Below are 19,508 nucleotides of genomic sequence, written 5' to 3'. Positions count from 1 at the left end.
TTTTGGACAAGCCGAAGAAAGCGGTCCGCCGCAAGACCAGCGGGGTGACGATCGACGAGGTGGCGGCCCTGGCCGGCGTCTCGCCGATGACCGTCTCGCGCGCGATCAACCAGGGCAAGGTGCGCGATGCCACGCGCGAGCGCGTGATGCGCGCGGTGCGCGAACTGGGCTATACGCCCAACCTGGCGGCCAGTTCGCTGGCCGCCGCGCAGCACACGCGCATCGCCCTGATCTACACCAATCCCAGCGGCGCCTACCTGCGCGAACTGCTGGTCGGCCTGCTGCGCGTCGCGTCCAACGCCGCCATCCAGTTGGTCATCCACTACTGGGAAGACCTGGACGCCGACGCCGAGCGCAAGGCCGCGCGTGCCCTGGCCGGGCGCGTGGACGGCGTGATCCTGCCGCCGCCGTTGTGCGAGTCGCAGGCGGCAGTGACCGAACTGGTCAAGGCCGGCATCCCGGTGGTCGCGATCGCCGCGGGGCGCCTCAGCGACGCGATCTCCTGCGTGCGCATCGACGACTTCCACGCGGGCAAGGAGATGGCCGAACACCTGATCGGCCAGGGCCATCGGCGCATCGGCTTCATCCGCGGCCGCCAGGATCTCAGCGCCAGCGCGCGGCGCTACGAGGGCTTCGTCACCGCCCTGCAGGAGGCAGGGCTGAAGGTCGAACCCGGCCTGGTCCAGCAGGGGGACTACACCTATCGCTCGGGGCTGGCCGCCGCCGAGAAGCTGCTGTCGCAGCGGCGGCCGCCGACCGCGATCTTCGCCAGCAACGACGACATGGGCGCGGCGGCGATCTCGGTCGCGCACCGGCGCGGCCTGGAGGTGCCGCGCGACCTGTCGGTGGTGGGGTTCGACGACACCTCGGCCGCCACCACCGTGTGGCCGGAGCTGACCACCATCCACCAACCGATCGCCTCGATGGCCGACGCCGCCATCGACATCCTGCTGCGCAGCATCCGCCGCAAGCGCGACGACGCGCGCGTGTCCAGCGACCATGTGGTGCCGCACCGGTTGGTGCTGCGCGGTTCGGTCGCCGGCCCACCCAAGGGGCGCTAGCGCAGGACGCAGGCTCATGCGCTCGGGCATGCGACGGTGGTCTCCGCTTCGTTGAGCGCGCCGAGCGCGACCCGCGACACCGACAGCGTCATCGTGCCCGCCGTGGTCAATGCCCAGGGGCGATCCAGCTTGCCCAGATCCGCGCCGGCCGCCGCCAGGCACTTGAGCGGCACGCCCACGCGCGTCCACTGGCCCACCGGCAGGGTTGCGAGCGTCGGCCCGATCGCCACGCGCGCGGTGCAGCCGCTGCCGCAGCCGACCGCCAGCCACGCCTCGCCGCGCGGTGCGGCGTCCACCCGCAGCGTGGTCACCAGCATCAGGTCGCCGTTGCTCTCGCGCTGCAGGTCCAGCGGCGTATGCGACTGCAGCGCGACCACCGCTTCGCGTCCGCCCGACCAGGCGAGGCGGCGGCCATCTTCCTGCGCCAGGTGGTCCACACCGGTGACGTTCAACAGCGCGCCGTCGAGCGATTCCGGCACGCGGGTGACGGTCACGCTCTGTCCATTGGCCCCTTCCAGGCGTAAGGCCATGCCCGGGCCGGCCGCGCCGCGGGCGAAGAACACGCCGGCCGCACCTTCGTTTCCGGTGAGGCCGGAGACTTCCGGCAACCTGGCCAGGTTGCCGTTGTCGGCATAGCGCAGGCCGTAGCCGAAGGCGAACAGCGGGTCGTAGCCCTGTTGCCCCACGTTGTTGGCGTATTGCGTGGCCGTGCGCGGCCAACTGAAGCTCAGTTTTCCCTTGAAGTCGTGCTGCACGCCGCCCTGCGCGGTGCGCAGCAACACGTCGGCGATACCCGCACCTTCCGAACCGGGCAGCCACGCCGCCACGAAGGCATCGGCGGCATTGAGTTCGCGGTTGACCCACAGGGGGCGCCCGCTGAGGAACACCGCGACCACGGGAATGCCGTCGGCCTTGAGCCGCTTGATCAGCGCCAGGTCGGTGTCGTCGCCCGGCTTGTAGGCCAGGGTCGGCCGATCGCCCTGGAACTCCGCGTAGGGATTCTCGCCGAACACCACCACCGCCACGTCCGGCCTGGTCGTGTACGTGCCGTCGACCGCCAGCACGGCCTCGCCGCCCGCGGCCTTGGCCTGCTGCGCGAAGCCTTCGTAGATGGTGTCCGCATTCGGGAAGTCCTTGCGGGTGGTGCCGGTGCCCTGCCAGTTCAGCGTCCAGCCGCCGGCCTGCTTGCCGACGTCGTTGGCGCCGTCGCCGGCCACCAGGATGCGCTGCTTCGGCGACAGCGGCAGCAGACCGCCCTGGTTCTTCAGCAGCACCAGCGACTCGCGCACCGCCTGCCGCGCCACCGCCCGATGCGCCGGTGCGCCGATCAGCGCGAACTGCCCACCGACCGCGCGCGCCGACGGCTTGCCCGCCTCGAACAGGCCCAGCCGCATCTTGACCCGCAGGATCCGACGTACCGCATCGTCCAGGCGCTGTTGCGAGATGGTGCCGTTCTTCGCCGCCGCCAGCGTGGTGGTGTAGAAGCCCTTCCAACTGTCCGAGGCCATGGCCATGTCCAGGCCGGCGTTGATGGTGGCGGGGCAGTCGGTCGGCGTGCAGCCCTTGACCTGTCCGTGGCCGTTCCAGTCGCCGACCACGAAGCCGCCGAAGTGCATGCGGCCCTTCAGCGCATCGGTCAGGTAGGCCTTGTGGCCGTGCATCTTTTCGCCGTTGACGCTGTTGAACGAGGCCATCGCGGTCTGCGCACCGGCGGCGATCGCCGGCGGATAGCCCGCGGCGTGGATGCGGACCAGCTCGGCCTCACTGATCCTGGTGTCGCCCTGATCCCGTCCGTCGGTGGTGCCGCCATCGCCCAGGAAGTGCTTGACCGAGGCGATCACATGGCGGCCATCGAGGAAGGCCGGCGTGCCCACCTTGCCCTGCAGCCCTTCGACCATCGCGCCGGCGTAGCTGGCCACCACCGCGGGCGATTCGGAATAGCCCTCGTAGGTGCGTCCCCAGCGATCGTCCTGCGGCACTGCCACGGTCGGCGCGAAGGTCCACTCCATGCCGGTGGCGCGCGTTTCCAGCGCGGTGATTTCGCCGATCCGGCGCAGCAGCGCCGGATTGCGGGTCGCGCCCAGGCCGATGTTGTGCGGGAACAGCGTGGCGCCGACGATGTTGCTCTGCCCGTGCACCGCATCGATGCCGAACAGCACCGGAATCGCCTTGCCGCCCTGCGACGTGTCCATCGACGCCGCATAGAACGCATCGGCCAGCGCCAGCCATTCGGCCGGCGCGGCGTCGTAGCGGCCGCTGGGATCGGAATTGCCGCCGGCCAGGATCGACCCCAGGCGATATTTGCGCACGTCCTCCGGGGTGAGGCTGCCGATATCGCCCTGCACCAGTTGGCCGACCTTCTCCTCCACCGTCATGGTGGCGATCAGGTCGGTGAGGCGCTGTTCCAGCGCGGGATCCTCGGGCAGCGGCCAGCGCACGCTGGGCCAGGGGCTGGCCTCCGCGCGGGCGGGCGCTGCGGCCTGGACGTCGCCCTTGCACACGGCGAGCGCCAGCAGCAGCGCGGCCAGCAACGCGCCGCTGTGGCGGGTGGAATCGGTGTCGGTCACGGCGCTGCTCCTTGCCGCCGCGCTCAGCGCAGCAGGTACTGGTTGATCAGGTTCTCGTAGCGCTCCTGGCGGCCGCTGATCTGCCGCGGCTCGCCGCCCTTCGCGCCCAATGCGGCGAGTTCGGCGAGGCCGAGCGCGCCGCGAGCGAAGTCCTGGCCGGCGCCGCTGTCGAAGCTGGCATAGCGCTCCTGGCGCCACTGTTCCCAGGGCGAGTCGGTGAGCAGCGCATGAGCCACTTCCAGCCCGCGGGCGAAGGCATCCATGCCGCCGATGTGGGCAATGAACAGGTCCTCCAGCTCGGTGGACTCGCGGCGCACCTTGGCGTCGAAGTTCAGGCCGCCCTCCAGGCCGCCCTGGCGCAGCACCACCAACATGGCGCCGACGGTGTCGTACAGGTCGGTAGGGAACTGATCGGTATCCCAGCCGTTCTGCGCATTGCCGCGGTTGGCATCGATGCTGCCCAGCAGGCCGTGGTCGGAGGCCACCTGCAGGTCGTGTTCGAAGGTGTGGCCGGAGAGCGTGGCGTGGTTGGCCTCGATGTTGAGCTTGAAGTCCTTGTCCAGGCCGTGCGCCTTCAAGAAGCCCGCCACCGTCGCGCTGTCGAAGTCGTACTGGTGCTTCATCGGCTCCATCGGCTTGGGCTCGATCAGGAAGTTGCCCTTCAGGCCGATGCTGCGGCCGTAGTCGCGCGCCATGGTGAGGAAGCGTGCGAAATGCTCGAGTTCGCGCTTCATCTGCGTGTTGACCAGCGAGGCATAGCCTTCGCGGCCGCCCCAGAACACGTAATGCTCGCCGCCCAGTTCCACCGTCGCTTCCAGCGCCGCCTTCACCTGCACCGCGGCACGCGCCACCACGGCGAAATCGGGATTGGTCGCGGCACCGTTCATGTAGCGCGGATGCGAGAACAGATTGGCCGTGCCCCACAGCAGCTTCATGCCGGTCGCGTCCTGGCGCGCCTTGGCCAGGCCGACCATGTGCTTGAGGTTCTTCTCGTACTGGCCGGCATCGTCGGCGTCCGGCGCCAGGTCGATGTCGTGGAAGCACCAGTACGGCACGCCGAGCTTTGTGAAGAACTCGAACGCCGCATCCACCTTCGCTTCGGCGCTCGCCAGCGGCGCACCGACCTCCCATGGGAAGTGGCGCGTGCCCGGGCCGAACGGATCCTGCCCTGCGTTGCAGAAGGTGTGCCAGTAGCAGACCGCGAAGCGCAGATGGTCCTGCATGGTCTTCCCGCCGACGACCTTGTTGGCGTCATAGACCTTGAAGGCCAGCGGGTTGTCCGAGCCACGGCCCTCGAAGGGGATGCGGCCGATGCCGGGGAAGTATTCCTTGGCGCCAATGAAGGGCTGGGTGTGCATGGTGCGGGTTCCTGTCGTGGTGGGAGGGAGTGCGAAACGGAGGATCAACCGCGGAACAGCGGCATGACGGCATCGAGGTGGCGCAGGAAGCGCGCATAGGCCGCGGCATAGGCCTGGCTGCGCGCCGGATCCGGACGGGCCGACAGCTGCGGATCGACCGCCACATGCTGTTGCGCGATGTCGGCGATGGAGGCGGCATCGCCGCGCGCCAGGCCGATGGCCCACAGCGCCTGCAAGGCGGCGCCGAACGCCGCGCCTTCCGGCTGCGTGGGCACGTCCACCGGCAGGCCGAACACATCGGCCACCAGTTGCCGCCACGCGCCGCTGTTGCTGCCGCCGCCGGTCAGCACGATGCGCTCGAAGTGCATGCCGGCGCGCACGAATGCGTCGAAGCCGTACTTCAGGCTGTAGGTCGCCCCTTCCATCGCCGCGCGATAGAGGTGGGCCGGGGTCATGTTGTGCGTGTCCAGGCCCGCCAGCACCCCCTTGCCCAGCGGCAGGTCGGGCGTGCGCTCGCCGTTGAGGAACGGCAGCATCACCAGTCCGTCGGCGCCGGGCGCGGTGGCGTGCAGGTGCGCATCGCCGTCGCGGGTGCTGAAACCGAACGCGGCGGCGACCTGTTCGGTCGCCACGGTGCAGTTCATGGTGCAGATCAGCGGCAACCAGCCGCCGGTGGAGGAGCAGAACGCGGCCCACGCACCGTCCGCATCGACCACCGGCGTGTCGGAGTAGGCGAACAGGGTGCCGGAGGTGCCCAGGCTCATCGCCAGACGACCGGGCACGACGCAGCCGGTGCCGATGGCCGCCATCATGTTGTCGCCGCCGCCGACGGCGACCTTCAGCGTCGCCGGCACGCCCAGCATGGCGGCGGCGGACGGGTCGATGTCGAACACCGCATCGGGTGCGGCGAAACGCGGCAGGCAATCCGCCAGGTCGCGCTGCGGATCGGTGGCGCGCAGCAGCTCGGTCGACCAGGTGCGCGTGCGCACGTCCAGCCAGCCCGTGCCCGACGCGTCGCCGTATTCGCAGAAGCGCTGGCCAGTCAGCACGAAGTTGAGGTAGTCGTGCGGCAGCAGAATGGTCGCGAGGCGCGCATAGGCCTCGGGCCGGTGGGTCTTGGTCCACGGCAGCTTGGACGCGGTGTAGCCGGCCAGGATCGGGTTGCCCGCCAGCGCGATGGTGCGCGCCGCGCCGCCGAGCGCGTCCATGATCTGCACGCACTCGGCCGAGGTGCTGGTGTCGCACCACAGCTTGGCCGGTGCCAGCACCTCGCCTGCCGCATCGATCGGCACGAAGCCATGCTGCTGGCCCGAGACCGCCAGCGCGCCGAGGCGCGAGCGCAGCGCAGGGTCGACGACCCGGAAGCAGGCCTGCAGGGCCGCGACCCAGTCGGCCGGATATTGTTCACGGCTGCCATCGGCGGCGGAATGCAACTCCAGCGGCGCACTGCTGCTGGCCACGACGCTGCGCCCGACCGGGTCGTAGACCACGACCTTCAGGCTCTGCGTTCCTGCATCGATTCCGGCTACCAGTTCCCGTTCTTCCACGTCGTACCGCCTTTTCGTTAGCGCTATCATTTTTGGACGGCAGCGTGTGTGCCGTTACGCCAGGGACACGCTCCGCTGCCAGACGTCCGGGGTCGCCTTGCAGTAGCGTTCGATGAACTCCGCCTGCGACGGCATCGCCGCGCTGGCCTGCTGCAGCGGCTGGCGGATCCGCGTCAGCAGCGTGCGCAGGTCGGCGTCGCCGATGGCGGCGGCCAGCGGATGCGGCGGTCCCGGCTGGATGCCCTGCCCCAGCAACACGCTGGTCCAGGAATCCACGCGGAACAACTCGCCGGGGTCCTGCCAGGCATGCGCCCGTTCGCGCCAGGCGCGCAGCCGGATCGCCAGCGACTCCGGCAGCGCCATCTCGCGGCAGGCTTTCCACATCGGCTCGTCGCGCTGGGTGGCGTGGTAGTGCAGGATGATGAAATCGCGTACGTGCTCCATCTCCTGGCGGCTGACCGTGTTGTACAGCTCCACGAGGGACGGGCTGATGCCCTCGTGCGGAAACAGCTGGATCAGGCGCACCACGGCGCTGATGGTCAGGTGGATGCTGGTCGATTCCAGCGGCTCGATGAAGCCGCTGGCCAGGCCCAGCGCCACCACGTTCCTGTTCCAGGCCTGCAGCCTGCGCCCGCTGCGGAACGGCACCAGCCACGGGTCGCGCAGCGGCGGGCCGTCGACGTCGCGCAGCAGCTTGGCGTGCGCCTCGTCGTCGGACATGTGCCGACTGGAGAACACCAGCCCGCAGCCGACCCGGTGCTGGAGCGCGATATGCCAGCGCCACCCGGCCTCGTGCGCGATGGCACGGGTATACGGCACCGGCGGCGCGACCGCCTCGGTCTGCACCGCCACGGCGCGATCGCTGGGCAACCACTCGCGCCAGTCTTCGTAACCGGTGTGCAGGGTCTGCTCGGTCAGCAGGCCGCGGAAGCCGGTGCAGTCGATGAACAGATCGCCCTCGATCACTTGCCCGTCTTCCAGCAGCAGCGACGCGACCGAGCCGTCGTGCGCGTGTTGCCGAACCTCGCGAATCTGCCCTTCCACCCGGCGCAAGCCGTAGCCTTCGGCCTTCTTACGCAGGAACTTCGCGTAGAGCGCGGCATCGAAGTGATAGGCGTAGTTGACCTGCGGCTGGGTCTCCAGCGAGAACCGGTCCGCACGCGAGGCCACGCTTTCCAGGCAGAAATCGCCCAAGTCCGACGGCATGCCGCGGCGCAGGCTGTCCAGCCAGAAATGATGGAACGGCGTGGCCCAGGTGCCCTGCCCGATCGTGCCGAACGGATGGATGAAGCGATCGCCCGGACGGCGCCAATGTTCGAACGAGATCGACAGCTTGAACGTGCCGGCCACGGCGCGCAGGAACTCCTGCTCGTCGATCTGCAAAAAGCGGTGGAAGGTGCGGATCGGCGGCACGGTCGACTCGCCGACGCCCACGGTGCCGATCTGCTCGGACTCCACCAGGGTGATGTCCAGGCGATCGCGGAACTGGTGGGCCAGCGCGCAGCCGGCCAGCCAGCCCGCGGTGCCGCCGCCGGCGATGACGACCTTGCGGATGCGTCCGTCCGTGGTGTTGGCCAGGTTCACAGCAAGATCCCCATCAGCGATTGAGCCGCGCCAGCAACTGCGCGCGCGTGCGGCGCGCCCGTGCCTCGTCGAACGGCGCCAGTTCGCCCCGGGCGGCCTCGGGCAGGTGCTGGCCTGCACGTTCGCCGGGGCCGAACACGTAGTAATCGAAAAGCTTGGCCCAGGCCTGCTTCTCGCGCGCCGGCAGATCGCGCAGCGCCCACATCGCATGCTGCAGCGCCGTCAGCGGCGAGGGCAGGAAGGCCGGCACACTGCGCCACCAGTAGTTCACCAGCACATTGAACGGCGCCAGGCTGCGCACGTGGTGCCACCACATGCTCGGGATGAAGAGCGCATCGCCCGGCTCCAGCTCGGCGTGCCGCGCGCTGGCGAGGGCATCGCGGAAGCGCGGATAACGCGCGAAGTCGGGGCGATCGACATCCACCACGCTGACCACCTGGCCGCCCGGCGTGGGGTCCAGCGGCCCTGGATACAGGTTGTCGATCTGCTCCGGCGGAAACAGGGTGACGCGGCGCCGGCCCACGGCACAGCAGGCCAGGTTGTCCGGCGTGTCGAAATGGCAGGAGGCGGTCACGCGGTTGCCGATCCAGATGCTCGCCAGTGCATCGATGCCCTGCCCGGCCAGGCCGGCATCGTTGGCCTGCGCGAAGCCGGGCAGCGCCCGCGCGATCGGCAGCGACGCGACGTAGTAGGTGGGCGGCCGCGGATCCTCGAAGGTCGCGGCGATCGCCTCCAGCACCTGCGTGAGCGGTCCGCGGCGGACCTCGAAGTTCAATTCGGTGAACTCGGCGTTGTAGAACGGGCGTCCTTCGATCCCGGGTTCGCCGAAGGAATACGGGACCGGCGTGCCGACATCGAACCCGCGCAGGTAGGCCATTGCGTCCTGCGTGGAGCGCAGCCCGGCCTGCACCAGCCCCCAGTCGCGCGCGATGCCGCGCAACACCACGGGCTCCCCCGCCGCCACCAGGTCCTGCAGTGGCAGCGCCGTGGGCTGCACGCCCTCCAGTGTCCGCATGGCGCCGCCGTCCGGCATGCTCAGTTCCTGCCTGCCGCGCCGGCGGCATCGTGCAGGCGCAGGCGCCGCTGCTTCTCGGCGATCAGGCGGCGCATGTTGTGCAGCGAGGCCAGCATCAGGTACGCGCCTTCCAGATAACCGGCGCGGTTGAGCGCGGCCAGCGCGGCACCGTCCAGCTGGGCCAGGCGCTCGCGGTCGATCGCATGCAGGCCGTTGACGCCGACCCGATGCTGCGCATCGAGTTGCACGTCGAGCGCCACCGGCTGGATCAGTCCGTGCGCATCGAGCGCGGCGAACATGTCCGCGCCGAAGGCGTTACCCTCGTGGATGCCGCGCAGCACCGTGGCGATGTGGTCGAGATAGGGCGTGTTGCCGCCCTGCGGCAGGAACACCGGCTCGCCCTGCATCGCCGTCACCCGCGGATGCTCCATGTCCACGTGCAGGACCGCTTCCTGGGTGAGCACGCCATCGACCCGCTGCTCCTGGAAGCCGATCAGGAACGGCCCCTTGGCGGCAGCCCCGGGCAGGTACGAAGCCGCCCAGCGCCGCTCCTGCAGGAACAGGTTCTCGTGCTGCTCGAAGCCCAGCAGCGCCACCGACTGCCAGGCGCCGTCCGCCGGGTCCTTGCGCAGGAAGATCGGATACTCGCGCTGCAACTCGGCGAACTCGCTCGGATAGGCCGGCAGCATGCCCACCGCGTCGCCGAACTCCGGCCCGAAGTCGGTGGCCACGCGCAGGTCGCGATGGGCGATGTTGTTGAGCATTTCGTAACGCGGCATCGTGTTGCGCACTCCCGGTTGACGCCTTGCACCGGACGCCGCCGCGAGCGCAGCGGCGTCGGTGGGCACGCGAAGAGAAACTCCCCGCCTTCTTCAGAACCTGTAGCGAACGCCCAGCATGTAACGCGGACTCTGGTCGGCCAGCTTCACGATCATCTGCGAGGTACGCGAGCGCCAGCGCACGTCCTCGCCGGTCAGGTTGATCGCTTCCAGGCCGAACGACCAGTTGTCGTTCAACGTGTAGTTCACGCTGAGGTCCCACTGTTCGTAGGGTTCCACATAGTACGGGTTGCGGCTGGTGCCCTGGTTGGCCAGGATCAGGTACTGGTCGCGCCAGTTCCAGGCCAGGCGTACCGACCAGCCGTACTTCTCGTACATCAGCACCGCGTTGGCGGTGTCGCTCAGGCCGGTGAGCGCGAACTGGTCGATGCCCGGGTCGCCACCGTTGTCGTAGCCGACGTCGCCCTTGACGATGGTGTAGTTGGCGAGGATGCCGAACCCGGTGTCGCCGAGGAAGTACTGCCCGCCGAGCTCCCAGCCGTGCAGCTTGGCCTGGTTCTGGTTGATCGGGCGGTTGACGTTGAACTCGTACAGCGGGTCGTCGGCCTCGCCGTAGAGATCGTAGGCCGCTTCGGTCGCCAGCACCTGCGCACCGGTGCCGTTGTAGGCGGCCAGGCCGGCCGGGTTGTTGCGCAGCAGGGCCAGCGCGGTGAACAGCGAGGTATCGTTGGCCGAGCAGGCCGCCGCATTGGCCGGGCCGACCTGGGCCAGACAGGCGCCGCTGGTGAGGAACGCCAGCGCCGTCCTCGCGTCCGGACCGGAGGTCGGATCGCGCAGGCCGTACAGATTCTCCTGCACCACGGTGTTGCCGATGAAGTTGTTGACCGACTTGTTCCAGTACGTCACCGACAGATAGCTCGCGTCGGCGAAGTACCACTCCAGCGCCAGGTCGAGGTTGTCGGACTCCAGCGGCTTCAGCGACGGGTTCTGCGCCGTGCCGCTGGCGCGCGAGGACGGATCGATCAGCACCGAGCCGAACGGCTGCTGCGCCCCGGGGCCGGCATACAGATTGCCGATCGGCGCGCGCGCGATGCTCTTGCCGAACGAGACGCGGCCCTTCAGCGTGTCGGTGAGGTCGATGCTGAAATCCAGGTTGGGCAGGATGTAGCTGTACGTGGTCTTTTCGCTGAAGGGTTGCTGCTCGTTGGACAGCACCACGCGGAAGTCGTTGTTGGACTGCCACTCGATCGCCTCGGGCGTGGCGATGATCGAGGTCGACACCACGTCGGTGGTTTCGTAGCGCACGCCGAGCCGGGTATTGGTGCGCCGACCGGCCAGCTCGCCATCCAGTTCCACCTGGAAATACGCCGAGCGGGTCTTCTCCTCCACGAAGTTGTCGGCGGCGCGCTGCGGGCTCACGCCCAGGCCGACGCCGTACTGGCTGGCCGCCCATTCGGCGAGGCGGCCCGCGTCGCCGCGCCATGCCGGCCAGCTGGTGCCGCTGTAGTCATGGAACAGGCCGATGATGTTGACCGGCTGCATCAGGTTCATCAGGCCGCCGGCGGTATCCCGGTCGACGTTGGCCACGCCCCAGTCGCCCAGGGTGGAATACGCCTCGGCCGCCTGGATGCGGTGCGTGGTCGACTTGTTGGTGTCCACGCCGAACTGGAAGCGGCCCTGGTCGAAACTCCACTCGCCGTCCACGCGCGCCTGCTTGATCTGGCTGATCTGGCTCTGCGAATTGACCCGCAGCACCTGCGTGCCGATCTCGCCCGGCACGAAGCCCGGGTTGACCACGCCGTTGACGTTGGCCGCGGCAGCGGCGTCGCTCGGATACCAGACCTGGGTGCCGATCGGCAGGCCGTTGTTGAAGTTCAGTTCCTGCACCCACGAACCGCCGCAGTGGGGGCCGGTGGTGCAGTTGTTGGTGCCGGCGATGCTCATGAACAGCGAGCCGCCGCCGGTCAGCGGATCGTTGGGGCGGCTTTCGTTCTTCGAGTCATGCGCGTCGAAGCTCAGCTTGAGCCGGTCGGTCACGTTCCACACCGCATTCAGGCCGAGCGAGCCCAGCTTGTACTTCTGCATGCTGCGCTGCTGCTCGAGACCGAAGTCCTTGGTGCCGGCGATCTCGCGGATGTAGGTCGGCACGGCCACCGCACCGCTGGTGTCGAAGGTCACGTCGGTGTAGTTGCTGTTCTGCAGCCACATACCCTGCTCGCCACGATTCTCGGTGATCTCGTTGGTCGAGTAGGTGTAGTCCAGGGTCAGGGTCAGGCTGTCGGTGGGCGCGAACTGCAGCACCGCCTGGCCGTTGACGCGCTCGCGTTCGAACTCGGAGAACGCATAGCGCAGGTCGTTCGGGCGCGCGTACAGCGCGCCGACCTGCGGCGCATTGACCACGGTCGGGTTGCCGGGCATCGAGCCGGTCCACGGCTGCACGTTCCAATAGTTCTCGGTGGCCTGCACCGAGCCGCCCTTGCGCTTCTGGTAGCTCGCGCTCACGCCGACGCCGAAGGTCTTGTCCGGATTGGTGTAGCTGAAGATGCCGGACAGCTCCGGGGTGATGTCGTCGTCGAACGGCTGGCTGCGGTCGGAAACCGCCTTGGCGCCGGCACTGGCGACGATGCCCTGGTGATCGAACGGGCGCGCGGTCAGGATGTTGATGGTGGCGCCGATGCCGCCGCTGGGCATGTTGGCCTGGCTGGTCTTGTAGACCTCGATGCCGTTGATCGCTTCGGCGGCGAGCTGGGCGAAGTTGAAGGCGCGGGTACCGCCGTCGACGCCGCCAATGGCGACCTGCCCGGCGGCACCGAACGCATCGGCACCCGGCATCTGCCGCCCGTTGAGCGTCACCATGTTGAACTGCGGGCCGAAGCCGCGCGCGGTGACCTGCGCGCCTTCGCCATCGCGCCGCTCGATGGAGATGCCGGTGATGCGCTGCAGGGATTCGGCCAGGTTGGTATCGGGGAACTTGCCGATGTCCTCGGCACTGATGGCATCCACCACGCCGGCGGCGTCGCGCTTGATGTCCATCGCCTGGCTGAGGCTGTTGCGCAGGCCGGTGACCTGGACGGTGTCCAGTTGCGTCGGGCTGCTCTGCGCCTGCTGCTGCGCGGCCGGCGCCGGCGCCGGCGTTGCGGCGTCCTGGGCGAAGGCGGGATTGATGACCAGCACGCCGCCGACGAACGTGAACATGGCCGTGGATTTGAACTTCGCCAGTGCGCGGCTCATGGACGAACCCTCAGGTCTGGCGTACGACGAAACATAGAAGCGCTCATGACTCTCCCCTCTGACATGCGATCGATGGATGTATCGCCCCTCCCCCAAGAGGCACGCACGGGCGATGCCCGTTTTCCACGCCGAACATCGCAGCGCGCTGAGCGTTCGCTGCGACTCAAACTCCGTTTCAGGATTGCCAGACCACGCGTGGCAAGGCCCCCCTAGGCCCGGCTGTCGCTAATTGATAGCGCTACCATCACGTCACGGCGCAGACTACGCACCCGCACTATCGCTTGTCATCATGCGTCGCAACAAAGGACGGCATTCTTTGAACAACACCCCCAAAACGGCGCGTCGCCGAGGGAACGCGGTCACCATCGACGACGTCGCCGCGCATGCCGGCGTCTCGCCGATGACCGTCTCGCGCGTGACCCACGGTCACGCCGGCGTGCGCGAGAGCACACGCGAACGGGTGATGCGCAGCGTGCGCGCACTGGACTACCGCCCCAACCCGGCCGCCAGCGCACTCGCCGCCGCGCAGCACACCTGCATCGCGTTGATCTACACCAATCCCAGCTCCAGCTATCTGCGCGAACTGCTGGTCGGCGCGCTGCGCGGGTCCACGCGCGTGGCGGCGCAACTGGTCATCGCCACCTGGGACGGACTGGGTCCGCGCGCGCGTCGCGCAGCCGCACGTACGCTCTGTGGCAGCGTGGCGGGCGTGCTGCTTCCTGCGCCCTTGTGCGAATCGAAGGCCATCGTCGCCGTGTTCGTCGAGGCCGGCATTCCCGTGGTCTCCATCGCGTCGAGCCGGTTCCGCGACAGGATGTCTTGCGTGCACATCGACGATCGCCGTGCGAGCCACGACATGGTGTCGCACCTGATCGCGCACGGGCACACCCGCATTGGCTACATCGCCGGCGACCCGAACCAGACCGCCAGCGCGCACCGCTGGCAGGGCTACCGCGATGCGCTGGCGGATGCGGGCATCGGCTACGACGCCGCGCTCGTACAGCCCGGCGACTTCACCTATCGTGCCGGGCTGGAGGCCGCCGAGCGGCTGTTGGCGCTGCAGCCGCGCCCCACTGCGATTTTCGCGAGCAACGACGACATGGCCTCGGCGGTGGTGTCGGTGGCGCATCGTCGGCGCCTGAAGGTGCCGGAGGATCTGTCGGTGGTAGGGTTCGACGACACGTCGGCGTCGACGATGGTGTGGCCGGAGCTGACCACCATCCATCAGCCGGTGGCGGACATGACCGATGCGGCCATCGATCTGTTGTTGCGGGAGATCCGGCAGGCGCCTGGTGCCGAGCGCGCCTATGTCGATCATGTGGTGCAGCATCGACTGGTCGTGCGTGATTCGGTGTTGCGGCCTTCGCTGGTTCGCTAACTTCACGCCACAGGCGAGAGGCCGGGAAGCCGCTGCAGATGCGGCGTCTGTGTCTCAGGTACGTAAACACTCATTCGCCGAACGCTGTTGCCGTTGCCGTTGCCGTTGCTGTGGATGTGGCTGTTGCTGTTGCTGTGGCTTTTGCTGTGGCTTTTGACTTACCGGGTTCCCTTCCGAAGCGGCGGCCAGCCCGGGGAAAAACCCCGAAGGGGCGGCGCACATGGATGTGCGCCGTTCGCGGCAGGGGCAGGATGCCCCTTCCGCGAATCCCCGGGCTGGACGCGGACCCGGAGCGCGTCAGCGCGGAGGGCGCGAGGCAGGGTGTGCTTTCTTTTGGTTACTTTTCTTTGCACAAGCAAAGAAAAGTAACTCGCCGCCAGGCGAAAGCTTTGCTCTTGCACTTACTGCTACGGCGGCGGCCGCTGAATTGTAGGAGCGGGTTCAGCCGCGACAGACACGATGGATTCTCGCTGTCGCGGCTGAAGCCGCTCCTACAGATCCTCTCGTCCGACAGACACACTTCAAGCAACGGCAGCAGCAACAGCAAAGGCTTTAAAGGCTTTCGCCCTTGCGGGCGAGTTACTTTTCTTTGCTCGCGCAAAGAAAAGGTAACCAAAAGAAAGCGCGCCCTGCCTACGCGCCCTCCGCGCTGCGCGCTCCGGGTCCGCGAACCAGACGGGATCCGCGGAAGGGGCATCCTGCCCCTGCCGCGGACGGCGCACATCCATGTGCGCCGCCCTTCGGGTTTTTCCCGCCTGGTTCGCCGCTTCGGAAGGGAACCCGGTAAGTCAAAAGCCAGAACAACGGCAACAGCAACAGCACAAGCAACAGCAACAGCAACAGCAACAGCAACAGGCAACGGCAACGGCAACGGCAACGGCAACGGCAACGGCAACGAGCATCTTGCTTGGTGCGGAAACAGGCAATCGAAAAAATCAGACCGCCGGCGACGCGTTGCCAACACCGAGTTCACCGCCACCCACCGCACCGACCAAATCGTCGACAAGATCGCCGCACCAGCGCGCGCCATCCGCCTCGCAACTGCGCTACCTTGCACCCAAGGCGCGCCCTCGCGCCCAAGTCGCCCCCGGAGATCCCCATGCCCCTGCTCCACCGATCCCCTGCCGCGCCAACGCACGCCAGCCACCATCGCGCTTGGCGCATCGGCCTGGCCCTGCTGTGCGCCCTGATCGCCGCACCCGGGATGGCCGCCGACACCGCCGTGCCGGCCGTGCAGCGCGCGCAGCAGCTGATCCTGGTGCTGGCGCCGGACTGGGACAGCCCGCAGGGCACGTTGCAGGCGTTCGAGCGTGATGCACAAGGCTGGCGTGCGCAGGGCAAGGCCTTCGACGTGAGTCTCGGCAGTCACGGCAGCGCCTGGGGCCTGGGCCTGCATCCGGCGCAGACGGATGGCCCGCAGAAACGCGAAGGCGATGGCCGCAGCCCGGCCGGCGTGTTCACCATCGGCGAAGCCTTCGGCTACGCGCCGCGCATCGACAGCGCCATGCCCTACCAGGCGATGCAGCAGAGCAACTACTGCATCGATGTGCCCGGATCGCCGCTGTACAACCAGATCGTCGATGCCGACAAGGTCGGCAAGGAGGCGGTCGCCGGGTCCACCGAACCCATGCGCCTCGACCTGCAACACGCCGGCGACCAGCGCTACCGGCAAGGCTTCGTGATCCAGCACAACGCGCAGGGCACACCCGGCGCCGGCAGCTGCATCTTCGCCCACCTGTGGCGCGCGCCCGGCGCGCCCACCGCCGGCTGCACCGCGATGCAGCCGGCCGACATGCAGCGGCTGCTGGCGTGGCTGCGGCCGTCGGCCGCGCCGCTGTTCGTGCTGCTGCCGCGCGACGCCTACCGGCGCCTGCAGGCCGACTGGGCGCTGCCGGCCGTGGAGCCGGCATCGTGAGCCAGGCGCCCGCACCCGGACTGGTCCGCGCGGTCAGCCGTTGGCAGATCGTCGGGCTGTCGATCAACGACGTGATCGGCAGCGGCATCTATCTGCTGCCCGCCGCCACCGCCGCCTTGCTCGGGCCGCTGAGCCTGTGGGCGGTGCTGCTGGCCGGCGTGGCGGTGGCGCTGCTGGTGCTGTGCTACGCGCAGGCGGCCAGCTACTTCGACGAACCCGGCGGCAGCTATCTGTATGCGCGCGAGGCGTTCGGCCGCTTCGCCGGCTTCGAGATCGGCTGGATGATCTGGCTGACCCGGATCAGTTCTGCAGCGGCGCTGAGCAACGGGCTGGCCGATGCGGTGGTGCGCTTCTGGCCGGCCGCGGCCGGGGGCGGCGCGCGCCTGGGCATCGTGGTCGGCTCGCTCGGCCTGCTCACCGCGATCAACGTGATCGGGGTGAAGTCGGCCGCGCGCACCGGCGTGGCGCTGGTGATCGGCAAGCTGGTGCCGCTGTTGCTGTTCGTGGCGATCGGCGTGTTCTACGTGGACTGGTCGTGGGCGTTCTCCGGCAAGACCCCGGATCCACGCGATGTCGGCAACCTCGGCGAGGCCGCGTTGCTGCTGCTGTTCGCCTATGCCGGCTTCGAGAACATCCCGGCCGCCGCCGGCGAGTACCGCAATCCACGCCGCGACGTGCCGTTCGCGCTGATCACCATGATCGTCACCGTCACCCTGATCTACGCCGCCGTGCAGGTGGTGGCGCAGGGCACGCTGCCCAACGTGGCGCAATCGGCGACGCCGCTGGCCGATGCCGCCAGCGGCTTCGGCGGCGAGGCGCTGGCGCTGATCCTCACCGTCGGCGCCACCATCTCCATCCTCGGCACCACCAGCAACACGGTGATGCTGGGGCCGCGCTTCCTGTTCGCGCTGGCCAAGGACGGCTACGGCCCGGCATTCCTGGCGCGGGTGCATCCGCGCTTCCGCACCCCGGCCGCGGCGATCCTGCTGCAAGGCGTGCTGTCGCTGGCGCTGGCGCTGTCCGGCTCGTTCGTGCAACTGGCGCTGCTGTCGATGGTCACCCGCCTGTTCGCCTACATCGGCACCGCCGCGGCGGTGCTGGTGCTGGCACGGCGCTACCGCGACCGGCCCGGTGCGCTGCGCCTGCCGGGTGGGCCGCTGATTCCGCTGGCGGCGCTGTTGCTGGCGTTGGCGCTGCTGCTCAGCGCCAGCTGGCAGAACCTGGTGGCGGCGGGCGTGGCGCTGCTGGTGGGCGCGCTGTTCTATCGGTTCCCACGCAAGGACGCGGCCTGAACGCCTTCACGCCGCCTTGCGCGCAGGTCACGCGCGGATAACCGCGGCGCCCGGACGCTGGACGCCCACCAGCGAGAGCCGCCCGCCATGAAACGACGCCGCGTCTACAGCGCTCCGGATCTGCCCACCGCCACCCGCGCGCTGCAGGCTGCGCGCGGCGCCGGTCTCGACAACGACGACCTGTCGCTGGTCGCGCGCGGCGACATCGAACTAGAAGCGATCCCCGACGACCGCAAGGAGGGCAAGACCGACACCGTGCCGGCCGCGGCGCGCGGCGCCCTGGGCGGCGGTGCGGCCGGCCTGCTGGCCGGGCTGGCGGCGATCGCGGTGCCGCCGCTGGGCATCACCCTAGCCGGCGCCGGGGTCATGGCGATCGCCGGCGCCCTGGTCGGCAGTTGGTCCTCGGCGCTGGTCGGCTCCACCGTGCCGGACCCGGTGCGGCGCAACTTCGAAGAGGAAATCGAGGCCGGGCGCATCCTGGTGGTGATCGAAGGGGAGCCGGAGCAACTGGACGCCGCCGATGCGCCGCTGCGCGCGGCCGGCACCACGGCCTTGCCGTACGAGGCAGCGGCGGCCGCGCACTGACGCGGCGCCAGGGCGAACGCGGCAGCCTGCATTGCGATCTCGCCCGGGCGCGCTATCGCGCGCAACGGTCTGCACAGACTGCAAGGCTCACCGAGGAACCGCCACCCACGCGCCCGCGATCAGGTCGGCGTCAGTGTCCGCATGCGCACGAGCAGCCCGGCGGCATACACCAGCCCGTAGGCGATCAGCGCCGCGGCGATGCCCATGGTCAGAGGGCTGGCGTTCTGCAAGGTCTCGGCACTGGCGCCGGCGAACGCCCCACTGGCCCAGCGCCAGGCCAGGCGCCCGAGCAACAGCACGCTCAGCGCGGCGCCGATCCAGGGGTTGGGCGTGTACCAGCGGGCGCCGTTCTGCAGTTCGATGCGGGTGTGGTGCAGGGCGAAGGCGCCCAGCGCGGCGCCGCCCACGGCGCCCAGCGCCATGCCCAGGCGCACGGCGGGCAACTGGACGGCCAGCCAGGTCAGCAGGACCGCGACCAGCAGCAGGAACCCCAGCCGCACGCCGGTGCGCCGCGGCTGCCAGGGCTGGCGGCCGAAATAGCGGCGGATGCGCCGGTAATACAGCCAGCCCACACCGGCCGTGGCCAGGTACGGGGTCAATAAGGCGATGCCGTTGGCGGCCATGGGGGTTGCCGGAAGAGAGGGGCGTAGCGGCGGATCGTAAGCCAGCCGGGGCGCCTGCGCAGCCCGCCAGAAGGCATGAATGTTTCATATCGCGATCACGCCGCGCAGGGGCAGGTTTAACGCAGCCGTGGCTAGCGTGAAGCGCATTCATCGCCACGGAGAACCATCATGAGCGTTCCGTATCAGATTCCCGGCCGTGCGCCCAACGACGAGGACCGCAACAGCGTCTCGCAGTACTGGCGCGACCGTTTCGCCGACGAACCCTATTACAGCGAAGGCGAGCGCTTTGAAGACTACGAACCCGCCTACCACGCCGGCCACGAGGCCCGCATCCGCGATTTCAACCGCGCCTACGAGCAGGTGGAAGCGGAACTGCATCGCGACTGGGACAACAACAAGGGCTCGCAGACGCTGAGCTGGAGCAAGGCCCGCCACGCGGTGCGCCGCGCTTGGGAGCGTGCCGGCAACGGCGAATGAGGCGACGCGCCACGTTCCAGTGTTGTAGGAGCGGCTTCAGCCGCGACGGGCTTCTCGGTAAAGCCCGTCGCGGCTGAAGCCGCTCCTACGAGGGCA

14 protein-coding genes are annotated in these 19,508 nt (G+C 68.9%); 6 read left to right on the top strand and 8 right to left on the bottom strand.

Translation table 11 applies throughout. The features are described from left to right. Positions 1-2 precede the first annotated feature (2 nt). Positions 3-1,061 carry a LacI family DNA-binding transcriptional regulator gene (locus AC1PLR_RS02580; RefSeq protein WP_481102558.1) on the top strand — a complete coding sequence of 353 codons (1,059 nt, stop codon included), beginning with the start codon at positions 3-5 and terminating at the stop codon, positions 1,059-1,061. A 14-nt stretch (positions 1,062-1,075) separates the two neighbouring features. Here AC1PLR_RS02580 and AC1PLR_RS02575 read toward each other — a convergent pair whose 3' ends face one another. From AC1PLR_RS02575 to AC1PLR_RS02545, 7 genes are all read right to left on the bottom strand, one after another. Then, on the bottom strand, positions 1,076-3,628 hold the full coding sequence (locus tag AC1PLR_RS02575; protein WP_481102557.1) for a glycoside hydrolase family 3 protein: 2,553 nt from the start codon (positions 3,626-3,628) through the stop codon (positions 1,076-1,078). 23 nt (positions 3,629-3,651) lie between these two features. After that, positions 3,652-4,986, bottom strand: a complete 1,335-nt coding sequence (gene xylA, locus AC1PLR_RS02570) for a xylose isomerase (protein ID WP_481099765.1) — start codon at positions 4,984-4,986, stop codon at positions 3,652-3,654. 44 nt (positions 4,987-5,030) lie between these two features. Continuing rightward, positions 5,031-6,563, bottom strand: a complete 1,533-nt coding sequence (gene xylB / locus AC1PLR_RS02565) for a xylulokinase (RefSeq protein WP_481102556.1) — start codon at positions 6,561-6,563, stop codon at positions 5,031-5,033. 24 nt (positions 6,564-6,587) lie between these two features. Further along, positions 6,588-8,117 (bottom strand): tryptophan halogenase family protein, encoded by a 1,530-nt coding sequence (locus AC1PLR_RS02560; RefSeq protein ID WP_481102555.1) that lies wholly within the window; start codon positions 8,115-8,117, stop codon positions 6,588-6,590. A gap of 13 nt (positions 8,118-8,130) precedes the next feature. Further along, positions 8,131-9,150 (bottom strand): cupin-like domain-containing protein, encoded by a 1,020-nt coding sequence (locus tag AC1PLR_RS02555; RefSeq protein WP_481102554.1) that lies wholly within the window; start codon positions 9,148-9,150, stop codon positions 8,131-8,133. A 2-nt stretch (positions 9,151-9,152) separates the two neighbouring features. Beyond that, on the bottom strand, positions 9,153-9,911 hold the full coding sequence (locus AC1PLR_RS02550; RefSeq protein ID WP_420008768.1) for a SapC family protein: 759 nt from the start codon (positions 9,909-9,911) through the stop codon (positions 9,153-9,155). 93 nt (positions 9,912-10,004) lie between these two features. Then, complete coding sequence (locus AC1PLR_RS02545) at positions 10,005-13,142, bottom strand: TonB-dependent receptor (RefSeq protein ID WP_481102553.1); 3,138 nt, start codon at positions 13,140-13,142, stop codon at positions 10,005-10,007. 400 nt (positions 13,143-13,542) lie between these two features. Between AC1PLR_RS02545 and AC1PLR_RS02540 the strand changes: the two genes are divergently transcribed. The 4 genes from AC1PLR_RS02540 (at position 13,543) to AC1PLR_RS02525 (ending at position 18,312) form a co-directional block, all read left to right on the top strand. Beyond that, entirely contained in the window at positions 13,543-14,520 is a 978-nt protein-coding gene (locus AC1PLR_RS02540) for a LacI family DNA-binding transcriptional regulator (protein ID WP_481103516.1), read from the top strand. A gap of 1,099 nt (positions 14,521-15,619) precedes the next feature. Further along, the gene (locus AC1PLR_RS02535; protein ID WP_481102552.1) at positions 15,620-16,435 is read left to right on the top strand and encodes a L,D-transpeptidase family protein; all 816 of its coding nucleotides are present in this window, start codon (positions 15,620-15,622) and stop codon (positions 16,433-16,435) included. Further along, positions 16,432-17,727, top strand: coding sequence for an APC family permease (locus AC1PLR_RS02530; RefSeq protein WP_481102551.1), 1,296 nt, complete (start codon positions 16,432-16,434; stop codon positions 17,725-17,727). Before AC1PLR_RS02535 ends, AC1PLR_RS02530 begins: the two co-directional genes overlap by 4 nt. A gap of 87 nt (positions 17,728-17,814) precedes the next feature. Then, positions 17,815-18,312: a hypothetical protein gene (locus AC1PLR_RS02525; RefSeq protein ID WP_481102550.1), complete on the top strand. Its 498-nt coding sequence runs from the start codon at positions 17,815-17,817 to the stop codon at positions 18,310-18,312. 119 nt (positions 18,313-18,431) lie between these two features. Here AC1PLR_RS02525 and AC1PLR_RS02520 read toward each other — a convergent pair whose 3' ends face one another. Beyond that, positions 18,432-18,935: a CcdC protein domain-containing protein gene (locus AC1PLR_RS02520; RefSeq protein ID WP_481102549.1), complete on the bottom strand. Its 504-nt coding sequence runs from the start codon at positions 18,933-18,935 to the stop codon at positions 18,432-18,434. Positions 18,936-19,103: 168 nt separating this feature from the next. Here AC1PLR_RS02520 and AC1PLR_RS02515 point away from each other — a divergent pair, with 168 nt between their 5' ends. Further along, positions 19,104-19,412, top strand: coding sequence for a hypothetical protein (locus AC1PLR_RS02515; protein ID WP_017916324.1), 309 nt, complete (start codon positions 19,104-19,106; stop codon positions 19,410-19,412). Positions 19,413-19,508 lie beyond the last annotated feature (96 nt).

It is taken from the genome of Xanthomonas sp. NCPPB 3570 (genome assembly GCF_056725115.1).
Note: the sequence above shows the minus strand (reverse complement) of the source record. Positions and strands in the feature narration are given on the sequence as shown.